This window comes from Paenibacillus sp. FSL H7-0323 (genome assembly GCF_038002725.1).
Classification (GTDB): Bacteria; Bacillota; Bacilli; order Paenibacillales; family Paenibacillaceae; genus Paenibacillus_AQ; species Paenibacillus_AQ odorifer.
Genome location: NZ_JBBODB010000001.1, coordinates 2,184,038 through 2,200,092 on the forward strand (window position 1 = coordinate 2,184,038; position 16,055 = coordinate 2,200,092).

The following is a 16,055-nucleotide window of genomic DNA, read 5'->3' on the forward strand; positions in this document are numbered from 1 at the left end:
AACTATTTACTTCGCTTTAACCATTTATGGATAAAGCCTTTAATCCCTTGGACTTTTGTGGTCTTTTTAGAATCAATGGTCAAATAACTTAGGGCAAGCCGATGTATATCCTTTGCAGCAATACAGTTTGGAAAAGCCAATGTGAATGGCGTTTGCCTTTTGACAGCCTGCACTACATGGGCATCTGAGCTTATATGACCAAGATAAGAAATATCTAATTGCAAAAAACGACTGGCGGCCATTCGGATCTTGTCGCTTGTCGCTATGGCTTCCCTTTCATCACCTGCCTGGTTCACAATCAATTTAAAGGAAGTCTCAGGATAGGTACGATTCACAACCTTCATTAATGCGTATGCATCTGTGATAGCTGTTGGTTCTGGTGTAGTAACGACTAAGCAATCGTCGGCAGAAGTTATAAACTTCATCGTTTCCTTAGATAATCCAGCACCTGTATCGAATAAAATATAATCCATGCTGTCCGCGATAAGTGCTATCTGATTTGTGAAATAATCAAGATCAGACTCTGAAAGAGTAAATAGCTCATCCATTCCAGAGCCACCAGCTATAAAAGGGAGCGAATTCGGACCGTATTGAATAGTCTGCTCGATATCCGCTTCTCTTTTTAACAAATGATAAAGATTATATCTCGCCGATACGCCCATCAACACATCTATATTAGCCATGCCGATATCTGCATCGAACAGCAAAACCCGTTTGCCCATAGCCTTTAAAGTTAGAGCGAAGTTAAGTGTAAAATTCGACTTACCAACGCCCCCTTTACCACTACACACCGTAATGATCCTGGCGGATGATCCCCCTCTTACAGCTACTTTAGAATCCTGACTGGATACAAGCTGTCTTAAGGATTGTGCCTGATCCATCATGTTTCACCTGTTCCAAGAAGCAACTCACTAAGCTGTCCTTTGGTAGCCATAAGCAGATCATCAGGTACATTTTGACCATCAGTCATATAAGACAAGGTAAGTGGGAAGTCATTCAGGACATTAAAGAGCGGGCCGTAACTCCCCGTCTCATCCAGCTTTGTGAAAATAACCTTATCCAGTCTATATCTGCCGAAATGCTCTGCAATAAGTTTCATATCACGGCTTTTGGAGGTCAGGCTAAGCACAAGATAGGTTTCACTTCTCAATTCCTTCGCAAGCAAGCTTTGCAGTTCTGCTACTAGTATATCATTGCGATAATTTCGGCCAGCTGTATCCATTAATACTAGATCACAACTCTCCAAGCGAAAGAGTGCTCTTTGCAAATCTCCTGGCGATTGGACAACCTCCAGTGGAACATTGAGGATAGCAGCATAGGTTCGCAACTGTTCAACAGCTGAGATTCTATACGTATCGGAGGTGATAAAACCTACCTTGCGTCCGTGCTTAAATAGCTGTTCTGCCGCAAGCTTAGCTATGGTTGTGGTCTTTCCAACTCCAGTGGGTCCGGCAATATATACAATTTGAGTATCCCGGGCAATTCCATCAGCAATTCGTCCCGTCAGGAAACCATCAATCTGTTCTTTAAGAGATCCCATAAATTTCTCTGGTCCCCAAGTACGCCCTTCATCTACCCAACGTTCCGAGATGTTACTGATCCATTCCTCAACAAGCACAGCATCCATTTCTTGCTCTAATAAAAGATCCCGTAGCTCCTGCAGACTGTCTGGAAGTTCTCTTCCACCTGAGGATTGTCTGGCAATTCGCTCCATCCAGAGCTTCATATCTCTAATCTCACGAAGAACATCATTTTCGAGAGCAGTGGCAACCTCTGGCGATTGTTCTAATCCTAATGATTCATACAACGCTGATACAGAAGGTGCATCTTCCAGATTTAATTCAGGAAGTTTTTGCTCAGGTACTGGCTCCGGATGCTTGGCTATCGATTCTTGTACATTGATAGCTTCCGATAAGGCTGCGGCAATCTCAGCAAACGTCCGTGACTCTTCTGGCTTTTCTAATGAAACAGAAGGTACGGAAGGGATAGAAGGTGTAGTGGAAGCAGATGACGCTTTTTGATAAGCCTGTGGTACTGCACTCCGTGGAATGTTCATCGCTGGCGCAGCCGGCTTTTTTAGAACATTATTCTTCTCTGCCTTTTCTACTGCAGCTACAACTTCTATTTTTTTCTTCTTAAATAACCCTAAAAATCCGCCGATTTTGATTTCCTTTGTACTTAAAATGACGGCCTCGCTCCCAAGCTCGTTGCGAATGGAGAGCATGGCGTCAGGCATCGAATCGACCACGTAACGCTTCACTCTCATAAATTCACCACTCCGACGCTTTGTATTTCAATGTTAGGCTCTAGCTCGCTATAAGACAGTACAGGAATGTCCTGCATCGTTCGTTCAATCACCTGCCGCAAATACATACGAATGGTTGGTGATGTGAGCACTATTGGCTGTTGCCCTGTCTGCAGCAATCGATTGATCTGTTCACTTAACCGCTGATAGATCGTTTGTGTCGAAGTTGGATCTAGGGCCAAATAACTTCCCTGTTCAGATTGCTGCACACTCTCAGAAATTTTCTTTTCAAGATTAGGTCCAACCGTGATGACTTTCAGTGTCTCTCCTACTTGTGAGAATTGCTGAGTAATCTGTCTGGACAAGGACTGACGAACATATTCAGTGAGTATATCCGGATCCTTGGTGTATGTCCCATAATCCGCCAATGTCTCAAAAATCGTAACCAAATCTCTGATCGATATCTTTTCACGAAGCAGCTTAGCAAGAACTTTCTGCACATCCCCAATCGCCAATACGGAAGGAATAAGATCGTCGACGAGCACTGGATAATTATCCCTAAGGTTGTCCACCAGCATCTTAGTTTCCTGTCTTCCTATCAGCTCATGTCCATGACGTTTGATTAACTCCGTCAGATGTGTTGCGACAACAGATGGAGGGTCGACTACAGTATAGCCGGACAATTCAGCCCGCTCTTTAACCGATTCATCAATCCATAATGCTGGAAGCCCAAAGGATGGTTCGATGGTCTCAATACCGTTTATAGATTCATCATCATATCCTGGACTCATTGCAAGGTAATGATTAAGTAATAATTCACCACCACCGACTGTATTTCCTTTAATTTTTATGACATATTCATTCGGTTTTAGTTGAATATTGTCGCGAATGCGAATAACAGGTACTACAAGACCCATTTCTAGGGCACATTGCCGTCGAATCATGATGATACGATCTAACAGATCGCCTCCCTGACCTGTATCCGCCAAAGGAATAAGACCATAACCAAACTCGAATTCAATGGGATCAACCGACAGCAAATTAATGACACTTTCCGGACTTCGTACCTCTTCAATCTGCTTCTCTTCAACAAGTTGCTCTTCGGCAATCTGTTTCTTATTTAAATTTTGTCCCATACGGTAGGCTGCAAAAGCCAGCAAACCGGCCAATGGGAGCGTTGTAATCATATGTATGGGTGTAAAGAGTCCAAGAAAAGCTACCGTAACTGCGACAATATACAACAATTTCGGATAGGACAATAACTGTCCTGTCAGCTCTTCTGCAAGATTACCTTCCGAAGAAGCTCTAGTAACAATCAAGCCGGCTGCTGTCGAAATCAGCAAAGCTGGAATTTGACTGACGAGACCGTCCCCGATGGTCAATACAGAATAAGTGGATAACGCAGTAGCAAAGTCCATCCCGTGAACCATCATACCGATGATAAATCCACCGATGAGATTGATCAGCAAGATGATAATACTCGCAATCGCGTCTCCTTTAACGAATTTACTCGCACCGTCCATGGCTCCGAAAAAATCCGCTTCGCGTTCTACGTTACGACGACGCTCACGTGCCTGGGTTTCGTTAATCATGCCTGCGTTAAGATCGGCATCAATACTCATTTGCTTACCGGGCATCGCATCCAAGGTAAATCTAGCGCCTACCTCAGCTACGCGCTCTGAACCTTTGGTGATAACAATAAACTGAACTACTACCAAGATCAGAAACACGATAAATCCAACAGCAATTTGTCCGCCAGCGATCCAGCTACCGAAAGTAGATACCACTGAACCGGCATCTCCATAAGTCAGGATCAGTTTTGTAGTCGAGATGTTAAGTGACAGACGAAACAGTGTGGTTACTAGGAGCAATGAAGGGAAAATTGAAAATTCGAGTGCATTTTTCGTATTCATAGCAACCAGAATGATAATTAATGCGATTGAGATGTTAATAACAAGCAAAACGTCCAATAGCCAGGACGGGATAGGCAGAATCATCATAAGCACGATCCCGATGATGCCTAGCAAAACTGTTAAATCTTTAGCTTTCAATGTCCTAACCCCCCCGCCTTATCTCCTCTTACCTTTAAGCTTATATACATATGCCAGCACTTCAGCCACAGCCTGGAACAGATCATTTGGAACGACATCTCCAATCTCTGCCCTTTGGAATAATGCCCGTGCCAGCGGTTTGTTTTCCATAGTCACGACGCCGTGCTCTTTAGCCAGCTCCCGGATGCGAAGTGCTACATAATCCTGCCCTTTTGCTATAATCTGCGGCGCTTCCATCTTGGTACCGTCATATTTAAGCGCAACAGCAAAGTGCGTAGGATTCGTAATGATTACATCCGCATTTGGAACTTCCTGCATCATACGCTGCATGGCCATTCTACGTTGGCGTTCCCTGATCTTACCTTTGATTAGAGGGTCACCCTCCATTTTTTTGTATTCATCCTTGATATCCTGCTTGGACATTTTCAGGCTTTTTTCATGCTCGTATTTCTGATACATGTAGTCCAGAAAAGCCATAACCAATAGGGCAGCCCCGATTTTCAAACCAAGACTCATCGTCAGCTTGGCCGCAAATTTAAAAATCCCCTCCGCACTGATATGCGACAGGGATGCAAAGTTCTTCTTTTCTCCCCATAAAGTGCTATATACCAGATAAGCGATAATTAGAAGCTTAAATATGGATTTCAGGAACTCGACAAACGAACGCATGGAGAAAATATTTTTGAACCCTTTTATCGGATTAATCTTGCTGAATTTAGGGGTGATCCCCTCTCCTGTGGTCATAAATCCCACCTGCGCCAAATTGCTTACCAGCGCCATAACAAAAACTATTCCAAGTAATGGAGCTAGCAAAATCAGTATTTGTAGTCCATATTGATTAAATAGCAGCGTTATATTCTCAGGAGTAACCTCCAGTGTCATTTGATTCTGAAATACGTCCATATATAGCTTCATGAAACGCTCTTTCATAAAACCACCAAACATCATCAAGCTAACTATTGCTGATAACAATACAACTGCACCGGATAGCTCAGCACTTTTGGCTACTTGACCCTTCTTACGAGCATCTTGCCGTTTCTTCGGGGTTGCTTTTTCCGTCTTTTCACCGGCGAATTGTTGAAGATCCAGTCTATACCGCTTCGTCTTAGGCATAATACGCTCCCCTTACGGTCACCTACGGACTCTTCCCCATGAGACTCAATAAATTCTCCATGGATTCGAACATGATATCGAAGAGATTCTGAAACAGCACAGCCAGACCAGGCATGAGCACTAAAAGCAGTGCAAGACCTATAATGATTTTGAGCGGAACCCCAATAACAAATACATTATATTGCGGAGCCGTTCTCGCCAAGAAAGCAAGGCCAACATCAGTCAGAAACAGCGCAGTTACTAAAGGAGCCGACATTTGAAAAGCGAGTACAAAGGACTGCACAAATGTTCGAACCAGAAACTCTGATAAACTACCGTCAATCATGCCTAGAAATAAATCATTATTCATAGGAACCCATTTATAACTGTACACAATAGCATCTAGCAGATGGTGATGACCATTCATGCTCAGAAACATTAGCAGGGCAATCATATATTTGAAATTACCGATAACAGGTGCAGATGTTCCAGTCATAGGATCAATGACATTAGCAATACCGAAGCCAATCTGAATATCTATAAACGAACCTGCTGTCTGAATCGCCATAAACATCAAATATCCAATGAAACCTAGCAATAAACCTATTAATACCTCTCTGGCAATCAGCAAAATATAACTGAAATCCTGCGGGATTGTAAGTCCTGTTCCGTTAGCACTAAAGACAACCAATGCTACAAAAAAAGAAATGCCAATCTTAAAGGTTGTCGGGACCCCTTGTGAAGAAAATACAGGAACGACAACAAAAAAAGCGGTTATTCGACAAAAAATAAGCAAAAAGACGGGTAAACTTTGCAGTATGGTCTCCATGTTCATTGTTTAACCAATATACATGTAGAGATTACCTAAAATTTGGCTTGTAAAGTCAATCAGCTTCGTGACGATCCACGGACCAAATAGCAATAAAGCCAGTAGCACTGCGACGATTTTGGGAACAAACGCTAGCGTCTGTTCCTGAATCTGTGTCGTAGCCTGAAAAATACTGATTATTAGCCCTACCACCAGACCAAGAATCAGCATGGGTGCGCTGACTTCCAGCACTAAATATACGGCTTGGCTTGCTAGCCCGATTATAAACTCCGTACTCATCCCTCATGCCTCCTCTTTAGGTCAGGTGTTAAAACTAAGAAGTAGTGATTTAATGACTAAGTACCAGCCGTCTACCAGTACAAAGAGCATTATTTTAAAAGGTAATGAAATCATAACCGGGGGAAGCATCATCATCCCCATGGCCATCAGTGTGCTCGCCACAACAATATCAATAATCAGGAATGGTATGAAAATTAAGAAGCCCATTGTAAAAGCTTTTTTCAATTCACCAATTGCGAAAGCTGGCACCATCACCGTCAGTGGAATATCACTGTATGTAGCCGGCTTAGTAGATCCGGTATAACCGGTGTATTTCATAAATAACAGAAGATCTTTGGTGTTCGTCTGTTTAAACATAAATTCTTTCATCGGATCAGCAGCTTTATCGAAAGCCTCGGTCTGGGTAATTGTCCCCTTCATATACGGCTGCAACGCGTTTTCATTCACTGTGGCCAGCGTTGGTGACATAATGAACAGGGTCAGAAACAGAGCAAGTCCTACCAGCACCTGGTTCGGAGGCATATTCTGAGTACCCAGCGAGGTTCTCACAAAACCTAATACGATTACAATTCTAGTAAAGCTAGTCATAAGAACCAGAAACGCCGGAGCAATACTCAGAACCGTAACAAGAAGAAGAATTGATATGGAACTGGTACCACTGCTTGAACCTTCATTACCGACCTGAATATTAACATTAGGTATAGGATCAGCATGTATCGGCGTCATCATAACCACACTGATAATACCGAACAGCAGAATAGCAAGAATTAGCTTCTTTTTCATATATTCCTCGACTCATCCTTAGTAACATCATCCCGAAGCAGCTCTTCCATTTTCTCTTTACGCTCTGGTGCAGAACGAAGCTTGGATTGCAAAGTCTCGTAAAAAGATGATGTTTCACTAAGTTCAATTTCCTGAGATGGAACCTCCCCACGCAGCTTTACCTTTACCTTGGCAATAAGCGGTGCGAGGAAATTATTCTGGTTAGAGGACTGATCCTCAAATGCCGCAATGATCAATGCTACCTCATCCGGATCGGTGACTTTATCCAAAATGGATATATTCTCACCAATCCCGATTAAGTAAAGACTGCTTCCCAGTTCGATAACCTGCATCGACTTATTAGGTCCAAGCCCTATTGCACCAAGCGTTCTTATGGAACGGTTGCTCATAAAGGTCTGATTACGTCGTCCAAGAAAACGAATTAGTACCACTATAAGTACAATGATTATCGCCAGGACAATAATAACTTTAAACAAATTCAGCAGGGTGTTACTGCTTCCGAACGCTTCGGAATATAACATGACTTTATCCTAAGCGCCCAACGTTTTGTTAATAGCTTCGATAACCCGGTCAGCTTGGAAAGGCTTCACAATAAAGTCTTTAGCTCCTGCTTGGATTGCATCGATAACCATAGCCTGCTGGCCCATGGCTGAACACATAATAACCTTTGCAGCCGGATCTACTTTTTTGATTTCTTTCAGGGCGGCGATTCCGTCCATCTCAGGCATAGTAATATCCATCGTGATGAGGTCCGGACGCAGTTCCTTGAATTTTTCTATCGCTTGAGAACCGTCCTGAGCTTCGCCCACTACTTCAAATCCGTTTTTCGACAAAATGTCACGGATCATCATTCTCATAAATGCTGCATCGTCCACGATTAGAATTCGGTTAGCCATTTTTACAAAATCCTCCCTAAGTATGCTTATTGTAATTTCTGAATTCGGTCCCACTGGCTGACGATATCCGTAACGCGTACGCCAAAGTTTTCGTCGATAACAACGACTTCACCTTTGGCAATAAGCTTGTTGTTAACCAAAATATCTACAGGCTCACCTGCGAGCTTGTCCAGCTCAATAATCGAGCCTTGTGACATTTCTAAAATATCTTTGATCTGCTTCTGGGTCCTTCCTAATTCTACGGTTACTCTAAGCGGTATGTCCATCAATAAATTTAAATTATTTTCATCAATATGACCAAAGGCCCCACCATTCAGATTTGCAAATTGCACAGGCTGTACATTTACATTGCGATTTGCCTCAGAATTAAGCGGTGGTGTCTGTCCATATGGCATCCCTTGCGGTGGCATACCGTATGGTGGCATCCCAGGCATTCCGTATGCTGGCATACCCGCTGGAGGATAATAATACCCGCCTTCTGGCATCCCTGGATACGGTGGCATACCCTGCGGTGGATATGGTGGTTGCGTTCCTCCTGCGGGCTGTGAGGGCGCCTGTTGCACCGGAGGTGCTGGAGGTGGTGTCTCAGCAGAATTCGTTATGGCAGGTGTTTCAGCCATTGTGACCGCTGCCTCCTCCTCTGCAGGACTAACATCACCAAGAAGCATGGACACCATATCTTTTGCGAACTGAACAGGCAAGAGCTGCATAATAGTAGAATCTATCAAATCACCAATTTTAAGCCGGAACGAAATACGAATTAGGGTCTCATCGTCTGGCAGACTGCCTACTCCTTCTCCGCTGGACATATTCAAAATGTCGATACCCGGAGGCGAGATATTAACAAAACGATTAAAAATCGTAGACATCGATGTAGCAGAAGAACCCATCATTTGATTCATAGCTTCTTGCACAGCGCTAATATGAATTTCATTCAACTCTTCATCCTTAGGTTCGCCAGCACCGCCAAGCATCAGATCGGCAATGACCTGCGCATCCCTAATCTTAATAACAAGTGAGTTAATGCCTTGAAACCCATCCACATATTGAACGTGAACAGCTACATGCGGTTTAGGAAAAGCGATTTCAAACTCCCCGCGTGTAATGATCGAAACTTGAGGGGTTGTAATATCTACTTTTTTCCCTAATAAAGTGGAAAGTGCTGTTGCTGCACTGCCAAACGTTATATTACCAATTTCGCCCAAAGCATCCTGTTCAAACGGTGTTAGATAGTCATCTACCGTTTTCTCCGTAGGAGCTAATGAGCCCTCCGCAGATTGTCTCAGAAGGGCGTCGATTTCTTCTTGGGATAAATAATCTTTACTCGTCAAATTCTTCAACTCCTTCATTGACAATTTCGTCTATTTGCACGGCTACCCGATCTTTAACCATTCCGGGACTTCCGATGAACTTAAGCTTCTCCCCTACCTTAATCGACAGTCCAGAATCTACGTTTCTGTTGAGAGAAATCACGTCACCGACGCTAAGCCCTAGGAATTCAGATATGGATAAGCTCGATTCTCCAAGTTCAGCAACAATCGGCAGCTTCGCTTTATGAACTCTAGCTCTAATGGCCAGAAGCTCATCTTCATCCCGCGTCTTCTTCTCTGTCACAAACCATTGGTGAACAGAAAGTCTGGACATGATAGGCTCTAGAACGACATGCGGTATACAAAGATTGATCATGCCTGTTGTGTCTCCAATTTTGGTACTTAGAGAGATTAATGCAATGGTCTCATTGGGCGATACAATCTGCATGAACTGCGGATTCGTCTCAAGAGCTTCCATCCGCGGATGAATATCCAGCACCGTTTTCCAAGCCTCCTGCAGACTCTCAAAACATCTACTAAAGATGCGCTCCATAATTGTTGTTTCGATCTCAGTAAGAGCATTAATCTTAGAAGGTGCAGTTCCAAAGCCTCCAAGCAACCTGTCCAGCATAGCAAAAGCAATGTTAGGATGAACTTCCATTACCATGCGGCCCTCTAAAGGTTCTGCTTCAAAAATGTTCAATATCGTCATTTTCGGTATGGAGCGAATAAATTCATCATAAGGGAGCTGCTCTACTTGAACGACATTAATCTGAACGAAGGTGCGCAATTGGGCTGAAAAATACGTTGTAAGATAACGGGCGAAATTGTCATGTATCCGTGTAAGACTGCGGATATGATCTTTGGAAAAGCGGACAGCCCGTTTAAAGTCATAAGAGCGGATTTTCTTCTGAGTTTCTTCCTTTTTAAGTTCATCGGCGTCCATCTCACCTGAAGAAAGTGCAGCAAGTAGAGCATCAATTTCGTTTTGTGATAGTACATCAACCAATTCAATCACCCCCCCATCAAAGAATTATCAGGAATAAAGCTACACAGAAGCCAAAAGGAATTTGGTGATTTCGATCTGAGTAATTTGGCCCTCAGTCAATGTCTTATTGATCAGATTAATAAGCTTACTGCTAAGCTGATCTTTTCCATTCGCTCCATTAAGGTCCTCAGGTTTGGTATCTGCAAGCGTCTTGATAATTATTGGTTTGATTTTGATCTCTTTTATTTTTTCGAATTCTTCCTTTGATTTCGCAGAACTCAGTTGGAAGGCGAAATCTACTTGAAGGATAAAATCGGGATCAGCAAGATTTGTTTTGATATCAATGATTTCTGCCGTCAATTCGACGATTTCATCTGCAGTTAAATGTTTTGTTTCCACATTTTGAACAGCAGCACTTACCTCGTTCGTATCTTTCGGAAAGATCCTGTCCATTAGTAAAAATGCGGCGACCACGATCAGAGTAATCGCTAGTAATATCGTGATGAGCCACGGCATCATCTTTTTCATGTTAGCTCCTCCATTGACTGGATTTTAATGGTGGCAGCATATGTGCCTATGTCCCTGTTATAATCCCGGATCTTCGTAATAACCTCATCGGCTTTTTCGAGAACGATCAGTCTTTTTCCGGTTACGAGCGTAATATATGTATCCGGGCTTTCTTCTACCATTTCGACCAGTAGGGCATTGATCCACATCGGTGTTCCATTTAATCTTGTTACCGATATCATAACAGGCCTCCTAACAAAATAGGGGGAGGAGTAACTCCCCCACGACTCCGCATGAACCATTTAAGAAAATATAGAATTTATTGATTAAATTAACGCTTCAGGTTTACTACTTCCTGCAGCACTTCATCAGAAGTTGTGATGATACGGGAATTCGCCTGGAATCCACGCTGTGATACGATCATTTCTGTAAATTCATTGGTAAGATCCACATTGGACATTTCCAGCTGTCCAGAGATGATTGCCCCGGTGCCATCTTCTGTATTGTTCGCTGTAGTCGGAACTAGTTCGCCTTCTGCATTCGCATTAAGTGTCATACGATACAGATTGCCTCCGATTTTCTCCAGACCAGATGGGTTAGTAACCTTGGCTACACCAATCTTTACCCCAGCTTCAGTCGTTCCATCCGCCATGGTCTGTACAATTGTTCCATCATTAGAGATAGAAAACGCCGTTACATCGTCACCTAATTGAATGAGCCCGCCGTCGGAATCTAAAACATGAAGTCCGTCAGCAGTAACCAGATTACGTGCAGCGTCAATGTGGAAATCTCCGGCGCGGGTCAAAAACGCAGTTTCTTGATCCTCAGTAAGCTTAACCAGGAAAAAACCATCTCCATCGATACGTAAATCTGTTGGGTTGTTGGTGGTTTGAGCACTGCCAGCCAAATGTAGGGTATCTATAGAAGCAATACTAACACCTAGTCCAACTTGTTTCGCATTTACCCCACCTTGACCATCCTCACCCGGTGCAGTAACACCAGAAACGGTTTGGCTCATAATATCCTTGAACATAACACGTCCGGATTTAAATCCGATAGTGTTTACGTTAGCAATATTATTACCGATTACATCAAGCTTAGTTTGAAAGCCTCTCATTCCTGAAACCCCTGAATACATTGATCTTAACATGTTTAATGTCCTCCCAGATTATAGAGTCCTAATAACTTTCCAAGTGAATTGGGACCGCGTCAGTCGGTCAGCGGCCGCCTCGGCTTTCCGTTAGGACCAGCCTATTATGAAATCACTATTGCACTATCGATTTGTGTAAATACATTATCTTTGATCGAGTTACCATCCATAGCAGTAACTACTGTGCGATTAGGAACGCTAACGATAAACGCCAAATCCTTCATTAATATCAAGGATTCTTTACTTCCCTTAGCAGCAGCTTTGTCCACAGCAGATGAAATTTGATCCAACTGACCGCTTCCAAGCTCTATCCCTCTTTGTTCTAGGCGCTTAGCAGCATGATTGCTGAATTTTAATAGTTTCTGTTGCAGTAAACTCTCAAAAGAAGCTTCCCCCGCCACAGACTGCTTAGGCAGCGAAGATCGTTGTAACGTTGTAGAATGCAGGGACGCAGGATACAGTTGGCCTATAGTAAGCCTGTCACTCATATGCTCGCCCCGCTTCCTCCGCTATTCTCCGGAGTATTACTATCTGTACCAGAACCGCTTTCTGGTGTTGCTGCGGCATTCTGAATTTGTGTAATATCGGTTAAAGCAATTCTGTCTTTTCCCACAACCGCATATTGAATACCATTGCTAACAACGATAGATTCAACATTACCTGTCTTAGGCAGCTTTGTGGCGTTGTCTGTCCAAGTAATATCTTTACCAATCAACCCGGATACAGATCCAAGGGACTGATTCATAGCATTAAGCTGAGTAGAGATATTCATCAATTGCTCCACGGATGTAAACTGGGCCATTTGCGCAATAAATTCTTTATCTTCCATCGGTTGCATCGGATCTTGATTTTGCAGCTGAGTAATCAAAATCTTCAAAAACTGATCCTTACCTAAAGTAGAATTACCCGTTGTCCGTGCACTAGAGTCGGGAGTTGTATAATTCCACTGATCTTTAGTAGAGACCGGAACTGTTGTCGCCATAACCACTCACCTCTCTTTCCTTTGTTATTAAAGTTAAGCCTTAGCAGAAAAAGATCCACCTTGGGACTGATCTTCTTGTCCCGCATTTGAAACCCAGTCCTTCCATTCACCATTCAGCTCTGCGGCTAGAACAGCATCACTGGCTTCCTCTCTGCTTTCTTTGGAACGTCTACCCTGCTGTCCACTTCCGGAATTAGGTTGGCGTCCTTCCTGCCCCCATTGCGAATTGAGTGGGGTATTATTTTGCGTAACTTCCAGCTTCTCCACTTGAAGACCTTGAGATTGCAATGCAGCGCGAAGCTGGTTCATTTGTTGTTCCAGCATATCTTTAGCGCCGGTATGTTCAGTCATGAACTGGGCAACTAAATGACCATTTTGCATGGTGATCTTAACATCAACTTGTCCGAGATTTTCTGGAAAAAGGGATATAGTCGCTTCAGCGATCCCACCTTTTTGCACAATCTCTAATTTGCCTGTAATGAAACCTGTCATTTCTTGAGCAAATTGCTGAACCGGAACAGGCGCTGCTGGCACTTCAGCCTTCAGCGGTGCTGTAATTCCTCCGCGCAGAGATAACTGCCCCGCAGTAACAACCTCATGATCCCCTTCGTTAGCTGTAATTCCTAGCGGGGAATCTTGAGCAGATTCTGTTGTCTTCGTTTCCCCGGTTACGCCTGTCTTGATTAACGGTGTGTTCGCAGTCTCTGCTTCAGCTTCTTGCACAGTTCCTGATGTCACAGGCGAGCTTACAACCGTATCATTTTTCACTACAACAGCTTCTCCGGAACGACTGCTCACATTCTGAATTGTTTTATCCGTTGGGTTATTTTTGCTTTCAGTAATAACGGGCTGTTGTAAGGAAGAATCAGAATTAATACTCACATTGCTGGTCTTTCCCTTCCCCTTATTAGTGTTAGAGGAGGACTCTTCTAAAAGCGCTGTGAAATTATTCAATAAACTGATTCCCTTAGTTGCAACTTCCTCATTGCCACTTACTGCAGCTTCTTGAATCATAGAAACTAAACTTTGCAAGTCATCTTGAACTGCAAATCTTAATGTATCAGCATTCTGTGCCAATGGTGACAAGCTTCCAGCCACTTCTGCTTCCGTTGTAGTAGTACCATTCTCTGGAGCATGGCTTCCAGATAGAAGTGCAGATACCTGAAGAATCCAAGCTTGCAAGGCTACCAACAGAGCTGGATCACTACTGATACTTTCATCCAGCTTCTCAACATCAGCAGCAAGTTTTTCAAGGAGCTCACCCTTCTGAGTGTCTTGCCCTGCTTGCTCTTCTCCAGTCGGCTGCACTTCCTTTAACAGGCCTTGCAGCAAAGAAGCTAGATTTCCCAATAGGGGTTCAGCTGGAGTCGACGAGGTGTTGGTATTGCCTCCCATGGTTTGTACCAGGGTTTGAGCAAATGGTGCAGCCGTCGTTGTTGTGCCAGTTGTAGTCGATGAACTCCCGTTTACTGCAGTTGTGTTTGCACTGACAAGCGATTGAACGACTAAACTCATTTATTTTTCACCTCCTTTCCCTATCTATTTAGCACCCATCAGACGATTAACAATTTTCGCAGTTTGCGCGCTATCATTTTTAGTCATTTCTCCCAAAATAGATGAACGAACACTATCACTTACGGTATTCATAATCGTCACGACCTTATCAGGGCTAATCTTGTACATTTCTCCTAGTAACGATGCTGCATTAGCAGGAGTCATTGAGCTGAAGGTCTGATTCAACTTTTCCTTATCCAAATTCTTACTGGTTGTTGCTGTTGCTGTTGTGCCGGCATCTTTCTTCAATCTAGATTGAAGGGCTGCGATCGCCATGTCACTCGAAGATGTGGTTTCTTTTAACTTAATCGTTACATCTGCAGCCTTTTGCGGATCCATTTTTTCCAAAATCGCAGTTTTACTCGCTTTATTCATGACACTGAAGATCTGTACCATTTCTTCTGTAGTTAAATTCTCCATGATCGGTGCAGCCTTCGAAGCTTTCATGCCCGCATACAGCTTAGCCAAATCAGAAACCTGTTTCTGATAAGGATCTTCAGTTTCTTCTGTGCTTGCCTCTGCGGTTTCAGCTTCCTTCTTCATACCCTCAATCTGTGACTCTAGCGCCTGAACCTTGGTATCCTGGGCTGTTTTTTCATCTGTAACCTTCTTCAGGTTTTCTTCCTGCTGGGCGAGCTGAGCTTTAAGCTCCTTAATCGTTGTCGCTGAGCTCACTTCCTGCTTTTTGCTTTCTTCCTTCGGTTTAGAAGGATCTGCAGGCGGATCAGGAACCCATTTTTCCAGGATAGGAATTTTATTCGCAACTTCAAGCACATTATTACGAATGTCCATATTAAAAAGCGTCAACAGTACTCCAAGCAGTACTAGCGTGAAGATAATCGGTATCATTAAGAATAAGAACCGCTCAAATTTCCCCGCTGACCCTTCATTTTCAAGTTCCATATCATTATCAATATTAGCCACTAGCGGAAACCTCCCGGGTTAGAGGGATTTCATCGCGAAGCGGACGGTTGCCATCTCATCCAGTTCGTTTTGTTCCCGTAAAATCATACTTTGCTGAAACAGTGTCTCAGCCTTGTCTTTTGCCTTCAACCATACTTTTTCATCTAAAACCTTAGTGCTTAACTGATCTTGTTTCTTCTGGACTTCTTGATGTGCACGGCTAATGTCCGTATGCTTACGGGCAATGCATTTATCCAGATATTCCACATACTCCTGCATTTCACGAATCTTAATCATAGGTGTCTTTTGTTCTGCGGCATTTTGTAAGGATAGCATGATAGCACTCCGCTGAAAGATGAGTTCATCCAGGCTTCTTTCCTGTGCCTGCAATTCTCCAAGCGCGCTTGAGAGCATCCATTCTGCCTGTGTCTTCTCATTGCCCTTCAAGTCAACGACTTTTTGAAAAGTATAATGAAACCTCATAAT

General features: G+C 43.3%; 19 protein-coding genes. All 19 read right to left on the bottom strand.

Annotated features, from left to right (window positions below):
- Window positions 1-2: 2 nt before the first annotated feature.
- Window positions 3-884, bottom strand: a complete 882-nt coding sequence (locus MHH89_RS09880) for a MinD/ParA family protein (protein WP_341086966.1) — start codon at window positions 882-884, stop codon at window positions 3-5.
- The gene (gene flhF / locus MHH89_RS09885) at window positions 881-2,266 is read right to left on the bottom strand and encodes a flagellar biosynthesis protein FlhF (protein WP_341086968.1); all 1,386 of its coding nucleotides are present in this window, start codon (window positions 2,264-2,266) and stop codon (window positions 881-883) included. The genes MHH89_RS09880 and flhF overlap by 4 nt, the downstream gene beginning before the upstream one ends.
- A complete protein-coding gene (gene flhA, locus MHH89_RS09890; protein ID WP_036688509.1) occupies window positions 2,263-4,296 on the bottom strand; it encodes a flagellar biosynthesis protein FlhA in 2,034 nt (677 codons plus the stop codon). Before flhA ends, flhF begins: the two co-directional genes overlap by 4 nt.
- 18 nt (window positions 4,297-4,314) lie before the next feature.
- On the bottom strand, window positions 4,315-5,409 hold the full coding sequence (gene flhB, locus MHH89_RS09895; RefSeq protein ID WP_076281607.1) for a flagellar biosynthesis protein FlhB: 1,095 nt from the start codon (window positions 5,407-5,409) through the stop codon (window positions 4,315-4,317).
- Between the two features lie 22 nt (window positions 5,410-5,431).
- Window positions 5,432-6,217: a flagellar biosynthetic protein FliR gene (fliR, locus tag MHH89_RS09900; protein ID WP_076220245.1), complete on the bottom strand. Its 786-nt coding sequence runs from the start codon at window positions 6,215-6,217 to the stop codon at window positions 5,432-5,434.
- 9 nt (window positions 6,218-6,226) lie between these two features.
- Window positions 6,227-6,496, bottom strand: coding sequence for a flagellar biosynthesis protein FliQ (gene fliQ, locus MHH89_RS09905; protein ID WP_076220246.1), 270 nt, complete (start codon window positions 6,494-6,496; stop codon window positions 6,227-6,229).
- 21 nt (window positions 6,497-6,517) lie between these two features.
- Complete coding sequence (gene fliP / locus MHH89_RS09910; protein WP_076220247.1) at window positions 6,518-7,279, bottom strand: flagellar type III secretion system pore protein FliP; 762 nt, start codon at window positions 7,277-7,279, stop codon at window positions 6,518-6,520.
- The gene (locus MHH89_RS09915) at window positions 7,276-7,800 is read right to left on the bottom strand and encodes a flagellar biosynthetic protein FliO (RefSeq protein WP_076127813.1); all 525 of its coding nucleotides are present in this window, start codon (window positions 7,798-7,800) and stop codon (window positions 7,276-7,278) included. The genes fliP and MHH89_RS09915 overlap by 4 nt, the downstream gene beginning before the upstream one ends.
- Window positions 7,801-7,809: 9 nt before the next feature.
- Window positions 7,810-8,175, bottom strand: coding sequence for a response regulator (locus MHH89_RS09920; protein ID WP_076127811.1), 366 nt, complete (start codon window positions 8,173-8,175; stop codon window positions 7,810-7,812).
- Window positions 8,176-8,201: 26 nt separating this feature from the next.
- The gene (gene fliY, locus MHH89_RS09925) at window positions 8,202-9,506 is read right to left on the bottom strand and encodes a flagellar motor switch phosphatase FliY (RefSeq protein ID WP_076281606.1); all 1,305 of its coding nucleotides are present in this window, start codon (window positions 9,504-9,506) and stop codon (window positions 8,202-8,204) included.
- Window positions 9,496-10,494: a flagellar motor switch protein FliM gene (fliM, locus tag MHH89_RS09930; RefSeq protein WP_036688529.1), complete on the bottom strand. Its 999-nt coding sequence runs from the start codon at window positions 10,492-10,494 to the stop codon at window positions 9,496-9,498. Before fliM ends, fliY begins: the two co-directional genes overlap by 11 nt.
- Before the next feature lie 39 nt (window positions 10,495-10,533).
- Complete coding sequence (locus MHH89_RS09935) at window positions 10,534-11,001, bottom strand: flagellar basal body-associated FliL family protein (RefSeq protein WP_076100380.1); 468 nt, start codon at window positions 10,999-11,001, stop codon at window positions 10,534-10,536.
- Entirely contained in the window at window positions 10,998-11,222 is a 225-nt protein-coding gene (locus MHH89_RS09940) for a flagellar FlbD family protein (protein ID WP_036688535.1), read from the bottom strand. Before MHH89_RS09940 ends, MHH89_RS09935 begins: the two co-directional genes overlap by 4 nt.
- An 89-nt stretch (window positions 11,223-11,311) precedes the next feature.
- Window positions 11,312-12,130 (bottom strand): flagellar basal body rod protein FlgG, encoded by an 819-nt coding sequence (flgG, locus tag MHH89_RS09945; RefSeq protein WP_076127808.1) that lies wholly within the window; start codon window positions 12,128-12,130, stop codon window positions 11,312-11,314.
- 104 nt (window positions 12,131-12,234) lie between these two features.
- Window positions 12,235-12,618 carry a TIGR02530 family flagellar biosynthesis protein gene (locus tag MHH89_RS09950; RefSeq protein WP_036688541.1) on the bottom strand — a complete coding sequence of 128 codons (384 nt, stop codon included), beginning with the start codon at window positions 12,616-12,618 and terminating at the stop codon, window positions 12,235-12,237.
- Complete coding sequence (locus tag MHH89_RS09955) at window positions 12,615-13,112, bottom strand: flagellar hook capping FlgD N-terminal domain-containing protein (RefSeq protein WP_341086972.1); 498 nt, start codon at window positions 13,110-13,112, stop codon at window positions 12,615-12,617. The genes MHH89_RS09950 and MHH89_RS09955 overlap by 4 nt, the downstream gene beginning before the upstream one ends.
- A 33-nt stretch (window positions 13,113-13,145) precedes the next feature.
- Window positions 13,146-14,627, bottom strand: coding sequence for a flagellar hook-length control protein FliK (locus MHH89_RS09960; protein WP_076281605.1), 1,482 nt, complete (start codon window positions 14,625-14,627; stop codon window positions 13,146-13,148).
- Between the two features lie 24 nt (window positions 14,628-14,651).
- Window positions 14,652-15,569 (bottom strand): MotE family protein, encoded by a 918-nt coding sequence (locus MHH89_RS09965; protein WP_076127908.1) that lies wholly within the window; start codon window positions 15,567-15,569, stop codon window positions 14,652-14,654.
- A gap of 39 nt (window positions 15,570-15,608) precedes the next feature.
- Window positions 15,609-16,052, bottom strand: a complete 444-nt coding sequence (gene fliJ / locus MHH89_RS09970) for a flagellar export protein FliJ (protein WP_036688544.1) — start codon at window positions 16,050-16,052, stop codon at window positions 15,609-15,611.
- Window positions 16,053-16,055: the final 3 nt, after the last annotated feature.

Coding starts and splice junctions, on each gene's coding strand:
- MHH89_RS09880 (WP_341086966.1), bottom strand. CDS start 884: ATGATGGATCAGGCACAATCCTTAAGACAGCTTGTATCCAGTCAGGAT.
- flhF (WP_341086968.1), bottom strand. CDS start 2,266: ATGAGAGTGAAGCGTTACGTGGTCGATTCGATGCCTGACGCCATGCTC.
- flhB (WP_076281607.1), bottom strand. CDS start 5,409: ATGCCTAAGACGAAGCGGTATAGACTGGATCTTCAACAATTCGCCGGT.
- fliR (WP_076220245.1), bottom strand. CDS start 6,217: ATGGAGACCATACTGCAAAGTTTACCCGTCTTTTTGCTTATTTTTTGT.
- fliQ (WP_076220246.1), bottom strand. CDS start 6,496: ATGAGTACGGAGTTTATAATCGGGCTAGCAAGCCAAGCCGTATATTTA.
- fliP (WP_076220247.1), bottom strand. CDS start 7,279: ATGAAAAAGAAGCTAATTCTTGCTATTCTGCTGTTCGGTATTATCAGT.
- MHH89_RS09915 (WP_076127813.1), bottom strand. CDS start 7,800: ATGTTATATTCCGAAGCGTTCGGAAGCAGTAACACCCTGCTGAATTTG.
- MHH89_RS09920 (WP_076127811.1), bottom strand. CDS start 8,175: ATGGCTAACCGAATTCTAATCGTGGACGATGCAGCATTTATGAGAATG.
- MHH89_RS09935 (WP_076100380.1), bottom strand. CDS start 11,001: ATGAAAAAGATGATGCCGTGGCTCATCACGATATTACTAGCGATTACT.
- MHH89_RS09940 (WP_036688535.1), bottom strand. CDS start 11,222: ATGATATCGGTAACAAGATTAAATGGAACACCGATGTGGATCAATGCC.
- flgG (WP_076127808.1), bottom strand. CDS start 12,130: ATGTTAAGATCAATGTATTCAGGGGTTTCAGGAATGAGAGGCTTTCAA.
- MHH89_RS09950 (WP_036688541.1), bottom strand. CDS start 12,618: ATGAGTGACAGGCTTACTATAGGCCAACTGTATCCTGCGTCCCTGCAT.
- MHH89_RS09955 (WP_341086972.1), bottom strand. CDS start 13,112: ATGGCGACAACAGTTCCGGTCTCTACTAAAGATCAGTGGAATTATACA.
- MHH89_RS09960 (WP_076281605.1), bottom strand. CDS start 14,627: ATGAGTTTAGTCGTTCAATCGCTTGTCAGTGCAAACACAACTGCAGTA.
- MHH89_RS09965 (WP_076127908.1), bottom strand. CDS start 15,569: ATGGAACTTGAAAATGAAGGGTCAGCGGGGAAATTTGAGCGGTTCTTA.
- fliJ (WP_036688544.1), bottom strand. CDS start 16,052: ATGAGGTTTCATTATACTTTTCAAAAAGTCGTTGACTTGAAGGGCAAT.